This window comes from Xenorhabdus littoralis (genome assembly GCF_033949345.1).
Classification (GTDB): domain Bacteria; phylum Pseudomonadota; class Gammaproteobacteria; order Enterobacterales; family Enterobacteriaceae; genus Xenorhabdus; species Xenorhabdus littoralis.
The window spans coordinates 48,564-63,098 of sequence record NZ_VCDP01000027.1 but is presented as its reverse complement, the minus strand read 5'-3'; the positions used below and the strand labels follow the sequence as shown (position 1 = coordinate 63,098).

10 protein-coding genes are annotated in these 14,535 nt (G+C 46.5%); all 10 read left to right on the top strand.

The genetic code is table 11. The features are described from left to right. On the top strand, window positions 1-93 hold a 93-nt coding region (locus tag FE394_RS08720; protein ID WP_131867864.1), incomplete at its 5' end, for an EF-Tu C-terminal domain-related protein. Between the two features lie 387 nt (window positions 94-480). Then, window positions 481-864 (top strand): preprotein translocase subunit SecE, encoded by a 384-nt coding sequence (gene secE, locus FE394_RS08715; RefSeq protein WP_319926002.1) that lies wholly within the window; start codon window positions 481-483, stop codon window positions 862-864. Between the two features lie 2 nt (window positions 865-866). Further along, window positions 867-1,412, top strand: coding sequence for a transcription termination/antitermination protein NusG (gene nusG / locus FE394_RS08710; RefSeq protein ID WP_319926001.1), 546 nt, complete (start codon window positions 867-869; stop codon window positions 1,410-1,412). 196 nt (window positions 1,413-1,608) lie between these two features. Next, window positions 1,609-2,037, top strand: a complete 429-nt coding sequence (gene rplK / locus FE394_RS08705) for a 50S ribosomal protein L11 (protein ID WP_319926000.1) — start codon at window positions 1,609-1,611, stop codon at window positions 2,035-2,037. Between the two features lie 3 nt (window positions 2,038-2,040). Beyond that, window positions 2,041-2,745, top strand: coding sequence for a 50S ribosomal protein L1 (gene rplA / locus FE394_RS08700; RefSeq protein ID WP_319925999.1), 705 nt, complete (start codon window positions 2,041-2,043; stop codon window positions 2,743-2,745). A gap of 327 nt (window positions 2,746-3,072) precedes the next feature. Then, complete coding sequence (gene rplJ / locus FE394_RS08695; protein ID WP_319925998.1) at window positions 3,073-3,570, top strand: 50S ribosomal protein L10; 498 nt, start codon at window positions 3,073-3,075, stop codon at window positions 3,568-3,570. A gap of 63 nt (window positions 3,571-3,633) precedes the next feature. Beyond that, window positions 3,634-3,999: a 50S ribosomal protein L7/L12 gene (gene rplL / locus FE394_RS08690; protein ID WP_319925997.1), complete on the top strand. Its 366-nt coding sequence runs from the start codon at window positions 3,634-3,636 to the stop codon at window positions 3,997-3,999. A gap of 412 nt (window positions 4,000-4,411) precedes the next feature. Continuing rightward, window positions 4,412-8,440 carry a DNA-directed RNA polymerase subunit beta gene (gene rpoB / locus FE394_RS08685; protein WP_319925996.1) on the top strand — a complete coding sequence of 1,343 codons (4,029 nt, stop codon included), beginning with the start codon at window positions 4,412-4,414 and terminating at the stop codon, window positions 8,438-8,440. 152 nt (window positions 8,441-8,592) lie between these two features. Then, the gene (gene rpoC, locus FE394_RS08680) at window positions 8,593-12,819 is read left to right on the top strand and encodes a DNA-directed RNA polymerase subunit beta' (protein WP_319925995.1); all 4,227 of its coding nucleotides are present in this window, start codon (window positions 8,593-8,595) and stop codon (window positions 12,817-12,819) included. A 100-nt stretch (window positions 12,820-12,919) separates the two neighbouring features. Beyond that, window positions 12,920-14,215 carry a polysaccharide deacetylase family protein gene (locus FE394_RS08675; protein ID WP_319925994.1) on the top strand — a complete coding sequence of 432 codons (1,296 nt, stop codon included), beginning with the start codon at window positions 12,920-12,922 and terminating at the stop codon, window positions 14,213-14,215. Window positions 14,216-14,535 lie beyond the last annotated feature (320 nt).

Sequence of the window (14,535 nt, the reverse complement as noted above, 5' to 3'; positions counted from 1 at the left end):
GCGCCAATCGCAATGGACGATGGTCTGCGTTTCGCAATCCGTGAAGGCGGCCGTACTGTAGGTGCTGGTGTTGTTGCTAAAGTGATCGCATAATTTTTTAATGTGTTCATTTTGGAAGGGCATCAATAGATGCCCTTTTTATACGTTGTTTTAGGACGTCTTTTTAGACGTTACCTTAAGAAGAACCTATCTCATCAATAGTTGTGCATTAATGACTGTTTATTAAAAGCTGTGCATTAATAGTCGTCCGATAGCAGACAAAATGCTATTTGATAGTTATTCTTAATTATTGGTGAGATAGGCTCTGATACAACGAATGGGCTTTGGTATCACTTTGATATAAAAGTCCTGCTGAATTATGGCGCCGAGTCAGATACAATTACAATTATCTTTGGGTTCGGTCTGATTTGTTTTGCTCTTGCAGGCAAGCTGGCTATCTATTTACATCATAGTTACTTACATATAGTTACAGGTTGGTTTATGAGTGCGAATAGCGATGCTCAAGAAAGCGGGCGTGGTCTTGATATAGCAAAATGGCTATCAGTGGCAGTGTTGCTGGTGGTTGCTATTGTGGGTAATTACTATTACCGAGAGTATAACTTGCCTCTGCGCGCGATAGCCGTCGTTGCTATTGTTGCCCTTGCAGGAGCAGCTGCATTGTGGACTGTGAAAGGTAAAGCTGCATTAGCATTTGCCCGTGAAGCCCGCATTGAAATGCGTAAAGTCATTTGGCCAACTCGCCAGGAAGCACTACATACAACGTTGATTGTTGCAGCTGTGACGGCCATTATGTCCCTGATCTTGTGGGGATTGGATGGTATTCTGGTGCGTTTAGTTTCATTTATTACAGGCCTGAGGTTTTAAAAATGTCTGAATCCCCAAAAAAGCGTTGGTATGTCATACAGGCATTTTCTGGGTTTGAAGGTCGTGTCGCTCAATCTCTGCGTGAACATATCAAATTACAAGATATGGAAGATTCTTTCGGCGAAGTCATGGTGCCGACAGAAGAAGTTGTTGAGATCCGCAGTGGTCAGCGTCGTAAAAGCGAGCGCAAATTCTTCCCTGGTTATGTCTTGGTACAGATGGTAATGAATGATGCAACCTGGCATCTGGTTCGTAGTGTACCTCGCGTAATGGGTTTTATCGGTGGTACGTCTGACCGCCCGGCACCAATCAGTGATAAAGAAGTTGATGCGATCATGAATCGTCTTCAGCAGGTTGGTGACAAACCACGGCCAAAAACTCTGTTCGAACCAGGCGAAATGGTTCGTGTCAGCGATGGTCCGTTTGCAGATTTCAACGGTGTAGTAGAAGAAGTCGATTACGAGAAGAGCCGCTTGAAGGTTTCGGTTTCTATCTTTGGTCGTGCTACACCAGTCGAATTGGATTTCAGTCAGGTAGAGAAATCCTGATCTGATGTCTAAGTAGACAGGATGACTTGCGAAAGGTGTGAAATTAGCATACAATTTCGCGCCTTTTGTTTTTATCTAGGTAATGTTTTCTAGGTAATTTAGGTAAGTTTTAAGTGGTCTGGTCGTTTAGACGGGGCCTAAATCGTCAGGGGAGCTTCTTTTTTGAGGCGATAATACCCATATAGAGGAAATTTAGATGGCTAAGAAAGTACAAGCCTACGTTAAGCTGCAAGTTGCAGCTGGCATGGCTAACCCAAGCCCACCAGTTGGTCCAGCTCTGGGTCAGCAGGGTGTTAACATCATGGAATTCTGTAAGGCTTTCAATGCTAAAACAGAAAACATGGAAAAAGGCCTGCCAACTCCAGTTGTTATTACTGTTTACGCAGACCGTTCTTTCACTTTCATTACCAAAACCCCACCAGCGGCTGTTCTGCTGAAAAAATCAGCAGGCGTTAAATCTGGTTCTGGCAAACCGAACAAAGAGAAAGTTGGTAAAGTAACCAGCGCTCAGATTCGTGAAATTGCAGAAACTAAAGCGGCGGACATGACTGGTGCTGATGTTGACGCGATGATGCGTTCAATCGAAGGTACTGCTCGTTCCATGGGCCTGGTTGTGGAGGATTAATCAATGGCTAAACTGACCAAGCGCATGCGCACTATCCGTGAAAAAGTTGATGTAACTAAACAATATGACATCAACGAAGCCGTTGCTCTGCTGAAAGAACTGGCTACTGCTAAGTTCGTAGAAAGCGTTGACGTAGCTGTTAATCTTGGCATCGATGCTCGTAAATCTGACCAGAACGTTCGTGGTGCAACTGTATTGCCACACGGTACCGGTCGTTCAGTACGTGTTGCTGTATTTACTCAGGGTGCAAACGCTGAAGCGGCTAAAGCTGCTGGCGCAGAACTGGTAGGTATGGAAGATCTGGCTGAACAGATTAAGAAAGGCGAGATGAATTTCGACGTAGTTATCGCATCTCCAGATGCAATGCGCGTTGTTGGCCAACTGGGTCAAATTCTGGGCCCACGTGGTCTGATGCCAAACCCTAAAGTGGGTACTGTAACTCCTAACGTTGCTGAAGCTGTGCAGAACGCTAAAGCAGGACAGGTTCGTTACCGTAACGACAAAAACGGCATCATTCACACTACCATTGGTAAAGTTGATTTCGACGCTGACAAACTGAAAGAAAACCTGGAAGCTCTGCTGGTTGCGCTGAAAAAAGCGAAACCATCTTCTGCTAAAGGCGTTTACGTTAAGAAAGTCAGCCTGTCCACTACCATGGGTGCAGGTGTAGCGATCGACCAGTCTGGTCTGAACGCATCAGCAATTTAAGCTGAATAACGCTTTACCTGAGCGTTAGATTTGTCTAAAATCTAACGCTTCAAATTTGCCTGATAGTGTGTTTAATGGCGCACAACCTTCGAAAAATAAGGTGATATCAGCAAATAAAGAATTTTCGGTTGGAGCTTGGCCTTAATCCAAGCCCCGTCCAAGACCGCAGGCGTAAGTAATTACTTAATATCCTGCGTAGACGGTGACAGAGCCAAATGAAATTTATTTTCTGGATTCTGCTCACCGTGTTTTAGCGCTCAGGCACATTCCGTGTCCTGAGTGAAGTGAGTTCCGGGTTTTCCCGGTTAATCCAGGAGCAAGAAGCTAATGGCACTAAATCTTCAAGACAAACAAGCGATTGTTGCTGAAGTCAGCGAAGTAGCCAAAGGCGCGCTGTCTGCGGTTGTTGCGGATTCTCGTGGCGTTACCGTAGATAAAATGACTGAACTGCGTAAAGCATGCCGTGAAGCTGGCGTTAACGTACGTGTTGTACGTAATACCCTGCTGCGTCGTGCTGTTGAAGGTACTGAGTATGAGTGCCTGAAAGAAGCGTTTGTTGGTCCAACCTTGATTGCTTTCTCTTCCGAACATCCGGGCGCAGCTGCTCGTCTGTTCAAAGATTTCGCGAAAGCGAACCCAGCATTCGAGATTAAAGCGGCAGCCTTTGAAGGTGAGTTTATCCCAGGATCGAACATCGATCGTCTGGCAACACTCCCAACTTACGAAGAAGCAATCGCACGCCTGATGGCAACCATGAAAGAAGCCTCTGCTGGCAAACTGGTTCGCACTCTGGCTGCGCTACGCGATCAGAAAGAAGCCGCTTAATTGCCTATTTCCTTCGTTGCTTTTTAACGTATAAACTTTTTCTGAATTTTAGGAACACTTGTTATGTCTATCACTAAAGAACAAATTCTGGACGCAGTTGCAGAAATGTCTGTAATGGACGTTGTTGAACTGATCAGCATGATGGAAGAAAAATTCGGCGTTTCTGCTGCTGCAGCTGTAGCTGTAGCTGGTGGTGCTGCTGAAGCTGTTGAAGAACAAACTGAATTCGACGTAATCCTGACTGGTATTGGTGCTAACAAAGTTGCTGTAATCAAAGCAGTACGTGGCGCAACTGGCCTGGGTCTGAAAGAAGCTAAAGACCTGGTTGAAAGCGCACCAGCAGCACTGAAAGAAGCAATCAGCAAAGACGACGCTGAAGCTCTGAAAAAATCTCTGGAAGAAGCTGGTGCTTCTGTTGAGATCAAGTAAGATCAGTTTGAAGTTCGCAGCCTGATTTTCTAAGGCTGGCGGCTGGCGATTTTTTAATCGCCAGCCTTTTTGCGCTGTAAGGACATTGTTTGTTAAGGCTGTCATCGACGCCTTGTTTTAACGGCATTGTCTTACAGGCATTATGTAGGGAGTTAGTAGCATTTCACACTGTTTAGCTACTAATTAACCCTGAATACTCCTTCCTATTGACGACTTAATATACTGCGTTCTCAGCTACGATCCACTCGGGTAGCTCGGTAGTTAGTAAGGTAACGCAATGAAATGATTTAAGAGTAATAGCAATGAGTATTACGGAAAATATTCTATTTTCTGTTCGAAAAAAATAGTGTTGCCGAGTGCTGTCCTTAAGGGCGGACAGAGTGGTTCACTTATCAGCGAGCTGAGGAACCCTATGGTTTACTCCTATACCGAGAAAAAACGTATTCGTAAGGATTTTGGTAAACGTCCACAAGTTTTGGATGTTCCATACCTTCTTTCTATCCAACTTGACTCGTTCCAGAAGTTTATCGAGCAAGATCCTGAAGGCCAGAATGGACTGGAAGCAGCCTTCCGTTCTGTGTTCCCAATTCAGAGCTATAGCGGCAATTCCGAGCTGCAATATGTAAGCTACCGTCTTGGTGAGCCTGTCTTTGATGTTAAAGAGTGTCAGATCCGTGGTGTAACTTATTCCGCACCGCTGCGCGTTAAACTGCGTCTGGTGATCTATGAGCGCGAAGCGCCAGAAGGCACAGTCAAAGACATCAAAGAACAAGAAGTCTACATGGGTGAAATTCCACTCATGACTGATAACGGGACTTTCGTTATCAACGGTACTGAGCGCGTTATCGTATCTCAGTTACATCGTAGTCCAGGCGTTTTCTTTGACAGCGATAAGGGTAAAACCCATTCATCCGGTAAGGTACTGTATAATGCACGTATCATCCCTTACCGTGGTTCATGGTTGGACTTCGAATTTGATCCAAAAGATAACCTGTTTGTGCGTATCGACCGCCGTCGTAAATTGCCGGCTTCGATTATTCTGCGCGCGATGGATTACACCACCGAAGACATCCTGAACCTGTTCTTCAACAAAACCGTTTTCGAAATTCGCGACAACAAATTGCAGATGACTCTGGTTCCAGAACGTCTGCGTGGCGAAACTGCTTCATTTGATATCGAAGCAAACGGCAAGATTTATGTTGAAAAAAGCCGTCGTATCACCGCTCGTCATATCCGCCAGTTAGAAAAAGATCAGGTAGACCGCATTGAGGTTCCTGTCGAATATATCGCGGGTAAAGTTGTAGCAAAAGATTACATCGATCAGAACACAGGTGAAATCATCTGTGCGGCTAACATGGAACTCTCTTTGGATCTGCTGGCACGTCTGAGTCAGTCTGGCCATAAATCTATCGAGACCCTGTTTACCAATGATCTGGATCACGGTGCATACATCTCCGAAACATTGCGTGTTGACCCAACCAATGATCGCCTGAGCGCACTGGTTGAAATCTACCGCATGATGCGTCCGGGCGAACCACCAACCCGTGAAGCCGCAGAGAACCTGTTTGAGAACCTGTTCTTCTCTGAAGATCGTTATGATCTTTCTGCGGTTGGTCGCATGAAGTTCAACCGTTCACTGGATCGTAACGAGATTGAAGGTTCCGGTATCCTGAGCAAAGAAGACATCATTGACGTGATGAAGAAGCTCATCGATATCCGTAACGGTAAAGGTGAAGTCGATGATATCGACCACTTGGGCAACCGCCGTATCCGTTCCGTTGGTGAAATGGCTGAAAACCAGTTCCGCGTAGGTCTGGTTCGTGTAGAACGTGCAGTGAAAGAGCGTCTGTCTCTGGGCGATCTGGATACTCTGATGCCACAGGACATGATCAACGCCAAGCCAATTTCGGCGGCGGTGAAAGAGTTCTTTGGTTCCAGCCAGCTGTCTCAGTTCATGGATCAGAACAACCCTCTGTCTGAAATTACCCATAAACGCCGTATTTCTGCGTTGGGTCCGGGCGGTCTGACTCGTGAACGCGCAGGCTTCGAAGTGCGAGACGTACACCCGACTCACTATGGTCGCGTATGTCCAATCGAAACGCCTGAAGGTCCAAACATCGGTCTGATTAACTCATTGTCCGTTTATGCGCGTACCAATGAGTATGGTTTCCTTGAAACCCCTTACCGCTTAGTTCGTGATGGCGTAGTGACCGATGAAATCCACTACCTGTCTGCGATCGAAGAAGGTAACTACGTCATTGCACAGGCTAACACCGTATTGGATGAAGAAGGCCACTTCGTTGAAGAATTGGTTACTTGCCGTCATTACGATGAATCCAGCTTGTTCAACCGTGATCAGGTTCAGTACATGGACGTTTCGACACAACAGATCGTGTCCGTCGGTGCTTCCTTGATCCCATTCCTTGAACACGATGACGCCAACCGTGCATTGATGGGTGCGAACATGCAACGTCAGGCGGTTCCAACTCTGCGTGCTGATAAGCCGTTGGTCGGAACAGGCATGGAACGTGCGGTAGCGGTTGACTCCGGTGTAACTTCTGTTGCTAAACGCGGTGGTTTGGTTCAGTACGTTGACGCATCTCGTATCGTTATCAAGGTCAACGATGAAGAAATGTACGCGGGTGAAGCGGGCATTGATATCTATAACCTGACCAAATATACCCGTTCTAACCAGAACACCTGTATCAACCAGATGCCATGTGTTTCTTTGGGCGAAATGGTTGAGCGTGGTGACGTACTGGCTGATGGTCCGTCCACCGACTTGGGTGAACTGGCTCTGGGTCAGAACATGCGCGTGGCGTTCATGCCATGGAATGGTTATAACTTCGAGGACTCCATCCTCGTATCTGAACGTGTTGTTCAGGAAGACCGTTTCACTACCATTCATATTCAAGAACTGGCGTGTGTGTCTCGTGACACCAAACTGGGATCTGAAGAGATTACCGCTGACATCCCTAACGTGGGTGAAGCTGCGCTGTCTAAACTGGACGAATCCGGTATCGTTTATATCGGTGCGGAAGTGAAAGGTGGCGACATTCTGGTTGGTAAAGTGACACCAAAAGGTGAAACTCAGCTGACGCCAGAAGAAAAACTGCTGCGTGCGATCTTCGGTGAGAAAGCGTCTGATGTTAAAGACTCTTCACTGCGCGTACCAAACGGTGTATCTGGTACTATTATCGACGTACAAGTCTTTACCCGTGATGGCGTAGAGAAAGATAAACGTGCGTTGGAAATCGAAGAGATGCAGTTGCGTGAGGCGAAAAAAGACCTTACAGAAGAACTGCAAATTTTCGAAGCTGGCCTGTTTGCCCGTATTCATACCGTGCTGGTTGCCGGTGGTATTGAAGCGGAAAAACTCAGCAAACTGCCTCGTCAACGTTGGTTGGAGCTGGGCCTGGCTGATGAAGAGAAACAAAATCAGCTGGAACAGTTGGCAGAACAGTATGACGAACTGAAAGTAGAGTTCGAGAAAAAACTGGATGCTAAACGCCGTAAAATCACACAAGGCGATGATCTGGCTCCGGGCGTACTGAAAATTGTTAAAGTGTATCTGGCAGTGAAACGTCAGATCCAGCCTGGTGACAAGATGGCTGGTCGTCACGGTAACAAGGGTGTTATCTCCAAGATCAACCCAATCGAAGATATGCCATACGATGAAAACGGTACTCCTGTTGACATCGTACTGAACCCGCTGGGCGTACCATCGCGTATGAACATCGGTCAGATTCTGGAAACTCACTTAGGTATGGCGGCGAAAGGCATTGGTGACAAGATCAATGCGATGCTGAAACAGCAGCAAGAAGTTGCCAAACTGCGTGAATTTATCCAGAAAGCTTATGATCTGGGTGACGACACTCGTCAGAAAGTTGACCTGAACACCTTCTCCGACGAAGAAGTGATGCGTCTGGCTGAAAACCTGAGAAAAGGTATGCCAATCGCAACACCAGTCTTTGATGGTGCAAAAGAGACTGAAATCAAAGAGCTGCTGAAATTGGGTGGCTTGCCGACTTCCGGTCAGATCACACTGTTCGACGGCCGTACTGGTGAACAATTTGAGCGTCAGGTAACTGTTGGTTACATGTACATGCTGAAATTGAACCACTTGGTTGATGACAAGATGCACGCCCGTTCTACCGGTTCTTACAGCCTGGTTACTCAGCAGCCGCTGGGTGGTAAGGCACAGTTCGGTGGTCAGCGCTTCGGTGAGATGGAAGTGTGGGCATTGGAAGCATACGGTGCTGCGTACACCCTACAAGAAATGCTCACCGTTAAATCCGACGATGTTAACGGCCGTACCAAGATGTATAAAAACATCGTGGATGGTAACCACCAGATGGAACCGGGCATGCCGGAATCTTTCAACGTATTGCTGAAAGAAATCCGTTCGTTGGGTATCAACATCGAGCTGGAAGACGAATAAATCGTTTTTCCGCTGGTATCGTCCGGCATGTATGAATGTGCCGGACGGTTTACCAGCCAGTGGTTACACTGGTCCCAGTGGTTATACTGGTTACAGAGGGGAGTGGCATGGGCCACTCACCTAGCAGGTCTAACTCCGACAGGAGCCATTTCGTGAAAGACTTATTAAAGTTTCTGAAAGCGCAAACTAAGACCGAAGAGTTTGATGCGATCAAAATTGCTCTGGCCTCTCCAGATATGATCCGTTCGTGGTCATTCGGGGAAGTAAAAAAGCCGGAAACTATTAACTACCGTACGTTCAAACCTGAGCGTGACGGCCTTTTCTGTGCACGTATTTTCGGGCCAGTAAAAGACTACGAATGCTTGTGTGGTAAATACAAGCGTTTGAAACACCGTGGTGTGATTTGTGAGAAGTGTGGCGTTGAAGTAACCCAGACCAAAGTTCGTCGTGAACGCATGGGTCACATCGAGCTGGCATCTCCTACCGCTCACATCTGGTTCCTGAAATCCCTGCCATCCCGCATCGGTTTGTTGCTGGACATGCCTCTGCGCGACATTGAACGCGTACTGTACTTCGAATCCTATGTGGTTATCGAAGGCGGCATGACCAGCCTTGAGCGTAGCCAAATCCTGACTGAAGAACAGTATCTGGATGCACTGGAAGAGTTCGGTGATGAATTTGACGCAAAAATGGGCGCAGAAGCGATCCAGGCTTTGCTGAAAAACATGGATCTGGAAAACGAATGTAAAACCTTGCGTGAAGAGTTGAACGAAACCAACTCTGAAACTAAACGCAAGAAGCTGACCAAGCGTATTAAACTGCTGGAAGCTTTCATTCAGTCTGGTAACAAGCCAGAGTGGATGGTTCTGACCGTTCTGCCAGTTCTGCCACCGGATCTGCGTCCACTGGTTCCACTGGATGGTGGTCGTTTCGCGACTTCAGACCTGAACGATCTGTACCGCCGGGTTATTAACCGTAACAACCGTCTGAAACGCCTGCTGGATCTGGCTGCGCCAGACATCATCGTACGTAACGAAAAACGTATGTTGCAGGAAGCGGTTGATGCGTTGCTGGATAACGGTCGTCGCGGTCGTGCGATTACCGGTTCCAACAAGCGTCCACTGAAATCCCTGGCTGACATGATCAAGGGTAAACAGGGTCGTTTCCGTCAGAACTTGCTGGGTAAACGTGTTGACTACTCTGGCCGTTCTGTAATCACCGTAGGTCCATACCTGCGTCTGCACCAGTGTGGTCTTCCTAAGAAGATGGCATTGGAGCTGTTCAAGCCATTCATTTACGGCAAGCTGGAACTGCGTGGTCTGGCGACTACCATCAAAGCAGCCAAGAAAATGGTTGAGCGTGAAGAAGCTGTCGTATGGGATATTCTGGATGAAGTGATCCGTGAGCACCCGGTTCTGCTGAACCGTGCACCGACCCTTCACCGTTTGGGTATTCAGGCATTCGAACCCGTTCTGATCGAAGGTAAAGCTATTCAGTTGCACCCATTGGTGTGTGCGGCTTATAACGCCGACTTCGATGGTGACCAGATGGCTGTTCACGTACCGCTGACTCTGGAAGCCCAGTTGGAAGCGCGTGCGCTGATGATGTCTACCAACAACATCCTGTCCCCAGCGAGCGGTGAACCAATCATCGTTCCATCTCAGGACGTTGTATTGGGTCTGTACTACATGACCCGTGACTGTGTTAACGCGAAAGGCGAAGGCATGGTTCTGAGCGGTCCTAAAGAAGCAGAGCGTGTTTATCGCGCAGGTCTGGCTTCTTTGCACGCTCGCGTTAAAGTTCGTATCACTGAAGAAGTGAGAGATGGCGAAGGTAATGTCACCGTTAATACAGGTCTGGTAGATACTACTGTGGGTCGTGCCATCCTGTGGATGATCGTACCTAGAGGTCTGCCATACTCATTGATTAACCAGGCGCTGGGTAAAAAAGCAATCTCCAGAATGCTGAACACCTGTTACCGTATACTGGGCCTGAAACCAACCGTTATCTTAGCTGACCAGACCATGTATACCGGTTTTGCTTACGCTGCCCGTTCAGGGGTATCCGTAGGTATTGATGACATGGTTATTCCTGAAAAGAAAGAAGGCATCATCGCGGAAGCAGAAGCGGAAGTGGCCGAAATTCAGGAACAGTTCCAGTCAGGTCTGGTAACTGCTGGCGAACGCTATAACAAAGTTATCGATATCTGGGCTGCGGCGAACGAACGTGTTGCTAAAGCGATGATGGAAAACCTGTCTACTGAAACTGTTATTAACCGTAACGGTGAAGAAGAACAGCAGGTTTCTTTCAACAACATCTTTATGATGGCCGACTCCGGTGCGCGTGGTTCTGCTGCTCAGATCCGTCAGTTGGCGGGTATGCGTGGCCTGATGGCAACACCAGATGGCTCCATCATCGAAACCCCAATCACCGCGAACTTCCGTGAAGGCCTGAACGTACTTCAGTACTTCATCTCAACCCACGGTGCTCGTAAAGGTCTTGCGGATACCGCATTGAAAACTGCGAACTCCGGTTACCTGACTCGTCGTCTGGTTGACGTTGCTCAAGACTTGGTTGTGACTGAAGATGACTGTGGTACTCACAACGGCATCCTGATGACTCCGGTTATCGAAGGTGGTGACGTTAAAGAACCACTGCGTGAGCGCGTATTGGGTCGTGTGACGGCTGAAGATGTTCTGAAACCAGGTACCGCAGACATTCTGGTGGCACGTAACACTCTGCTGGACGAAAAATGGTGTGATCTGTTAGAAGAAAACTCCGTTGACAGCGTGAAAGTACGTTCCGTAGTAAGCTGTGAAACTGACTTTGGTGTTTGTGCAAACTGTTATGGTCGCGACCTTGCTCGTGGTCACCGCATCAACAAAGGTGAAGCGGTTGGTGTTATCGCGGCACAGTCAATCGGTGAGCCGGGTACACAGCTGACGATGCGTACATTCCACATCGGTGGTGCGGCATCTCGTGCGGCAGCAGAATCCAGTATTCAGGTACGTAACAAAGGTCAATTGAAACTGACCAACGCTAAATTCGTTACAAACTCAGCGGGCAAACTGGTTATTACTTCCCGTAATACCGAATTGCGCCTGATCGACGATTTCGGTCGTACTAAAGAAAGCTATAAAGTGCCTTACGGCTCGGTATTGGCAAAAGGTGATGGGGAGAAAGTAACCGGCGGTGAAACCGTTGCGAACTGGGATCCACATATCATGCCAGTCGTGAGTGAAGTCTCCGGTATCATCCAGTTCTACGACATGGTAGATGGCCAGACCATTACCCGTCAGACGGACGAACTGACCGGCCTGTCTTCACTGGTCGTTCTGGACAGTGCAGAGCGTACCGGTAGCGGTAAAGACCTGCGTCCGGCACTGAAAATCGTAGATGCTCAGGGTAACGATGTTCTGATCTCAGGTACAGATATGCCTGCTCAGTACTTCCTGCCGGGTAAAGCGATTGTTCAGCTGGAAGATGGCATCTCTATTTCTGCGGGTGATACGTTGGCGCGTATTCCTCAGGAATCCGGCGGTACTAAAGATATTACCGGTGGTCTGCCACGCGTTGCGGATCTGTTCGAAGCACGTCGTCCGAAAGAGCCTGCGATCCTGGCAGAAATCAGCGGTATCGTTTCCTTCGGTAAAGAAACCAAAGGTAAACGTCGTCTGGTCATCAGCCCACTGGATGGCAGCGATGCTTACGAAGAGATGATCCCTAAATGGCGTCAGCTCAACGTGTTCGAAGGTGAGGTTGCTGAACGTGGTGACGTGATCTCCGATGGCGCAGAATCTCCACATGATATCCTGCGTCTGCGTGGTGTTCATGCGGTTGCTCGTTACATCACCAACGAAGTACAGGAAGTTTACCGTCTGCAAGGCGTTAAGATTAACGATAAACACATTGAAGTTATCGTTCGTCAGATGCTGCGTAAAGTTACCATTGCGAATGCGGGTAGCTCTGAATTCCTCGAAGGCGAGCAGGTTGAATACGCGCGTGTTAAAGTTGCGAACCGTAAGCTGGAGATGGATGGCAAAGTAGCGGCGACCTTCCACCGTGACCTGTTGGGTATCACCAAGGCATCACTGGCAACAGAATCCTTCATCTCTGCGGCGTCGTTCCAGGAAACAACCCGCGTACTGACTGAAGCAGCTGTTGCAGGTAAACGTGATGAACTGCGTGGCCTGAAAGAGAACGTCATCGTTGGTCGTTTGATCCCTGCGGGTACAGGTTATGCTTACCATCAGGATCGCATCCGCCGTCGTCAAGAAAACGAAGTGGTTGAAGCGCCACAAGTCAGCGTTGACGAAGCCACTGCAAACCTTGCTGAATTGTTGAATGCAGGTTTCGGTAGCAGCAGCGATAACAAGTAATATCGTGATGCGCAGCATACTTTACAGGTATAGCAGGTATAGCTAATCGTGAAATGCCCTCTCTTGGTAGAGGGCATTTTTTATTGGATGGAAAATTGAAATGAGACGAATAGTTAATGTTATTGCTATGGTTTTATTACCACTTTTGACGTGTTTTTCTTATCCGGCGTTAGCGCAGCATCACAACTTTCCGAACTATCATTACATGGAGGCGACCAGAGATAGTGAAATCTATGCTTGGGTTGGCGAGCATGTCATCGAGGCCGGGATCATAAAGAAAGGACAGGGACTAAAGATTGCTAAAGAAGAAGATGAAAAGAGTGATTATTACGAATTTCACTTTGGTAATGGAACGGGTTATATAGCAAAAGAAAGTTTAAAGGAAATGAAGCAATCCGCATTTCCCGAAGATCCCTTCAATACTCTTCACAAAAAAGCTTCCCAAAATTTGATGATATTTAAGGCAACTAAAGTCTATAGCACACCTGACATTGATAGCAGACCTGTTGCCATTTTGATGGAAAATCTCCGTTATCCGATTTTAGACAAACTACAAGATCCCTCACACCATACTTGGTATGAAATTAATTTAGGTGATCGGTTAGGTTACATTAGTGATCAAGATGCCGAATTGGATAGTGGCATTCCTTTATTAACCTACCACCATATTCTTCAGGATAAAGAGAATAAGCGTTTTCTCCATACCTCGACAACAACCTCTCTGACAGCCTTTCGCAGCCAGATGGCTTACTTGAAACAAATGGGTTACACCACAATTTCATTGTATGAATTGGAAGGTTATTTAAATGGCAGCCTTAATTTACCAGCAAGAGTGATTGGTTTGACTTTTGATGATGGGCTTAAATCCGTTTATCGTTATGCCTATCCCATTTTGAAAGAGAATGGCCAGAAAGCAACACTATTTGTTATTTCCTCCCGAATTAAACGTCATCCGCAAAAATGGGATCCTAATAGCCTGCAATTTCTGAGTCTCTCTGAATTATCTTCCATGCAGAATATATTTGATTTTCAATCTCATACGCATTTTCTTCATCGACTGGGAAAAAATAAACAGCCCATATTATTCAATCGAACATACCATACCATTTTGTATGATTTCGAACGCTCCAGGCGTTCTCTGACGCAATTTAATCCTCATGTGCTTTATCTCTCTTATCCTTTTGGCGGATATAATCCAAAAGCAATGAAAGCGGCTGAACAATCAGGTTTTCACTTGGCTGTCACCACGATACAAGGGAAAATAAAATTGGGAGATAACCCCTTTTCTTTGAAACGGTTATATATATTGCGGACAGATCCGATTGAAAAAATGGCAAAAATGATTGCTAATAAGCCAGATTCAATGCCCTTACAACCGATTGATAATCGTATGTAAGATGTAAAATTATATAACGCTATGCTTCTTTATTTTTCACTCATATGCTATGAAGCAATGCCGAGATATATGTTCAATATGTTATTGTTAGCAGTGTTAGTTTATTTGATTTGATTTGATTTATAAATTTAGATTCAGATTGAAGATAAAAGATTATCTGAATAAAAAGAGGTTATGGGTTACTTCAAATAAATATTAGTAATAGCAATCGGATGCTCTTTTGGATTAGTGAAACATTATAGTGGGTGATAATTATGGATTTTTTATTTCTTATATTGGAAATTTTTTATAAAGTCATAAAATATACTATCAAGATTTTA

Excerpts from the sequence above, each read along its gene's own strand:
- secE (WP_319926002.1), top strand. The coding sequence starts at position 481 with ATGAGTGCGAATAGCGATGCTCAAGAAAGCGGGCGTGGTCTTGATATA.
- nusG (WP_319926001.1), top strand. The coding sequence starts at position 867 with ATGTCTGAATCCCCAAAAAAGCGTTGGTATGTCATACAGGCATTTTCT.
- rplK (WP_319926000.1), top strand. The coding sequence starts at position 1,609 with ATGGCTAAGAAAGTACAAGCCTACGTTAAGCTGCAAGTTGCAGCTGGC.
- rplA (WP_319925999.1), top strand. The coding sequence starts at position 2,041 with ATGGCTAAACTGACCAAGCGCATGCGCACTATCCGTGAAAAAGTTGAT.
- rplJ (WP_319925998.1), top strand. The coding sequence starts at position 3,073 with ATGGCACTAAATCTTCAAGACAAACAAGCGATTGTTGCTGAAGTCAGC.
- rplL (WP_319925997.1), top strand. The coding sequence starts at position 3,634 with ATGTCTATCACTAAAGAACAAATTCTGGACGCAGTTGCAGAAATGTCT.
- rpoB (WP_319925996.1), top strand. The coding sequence starts at position 4,412 with ATGGTTTACTCCTATACCGAGAAAAAACGTATTCGTAAGGATTTTGGT.
- FE394_RS08675 (WP_319925994.1), top strand. The coding sequence starts at position 12,920 with ATGAGACGAATAGTTAATGTTATTGCTATGGTTTTATTACCACTTTTG.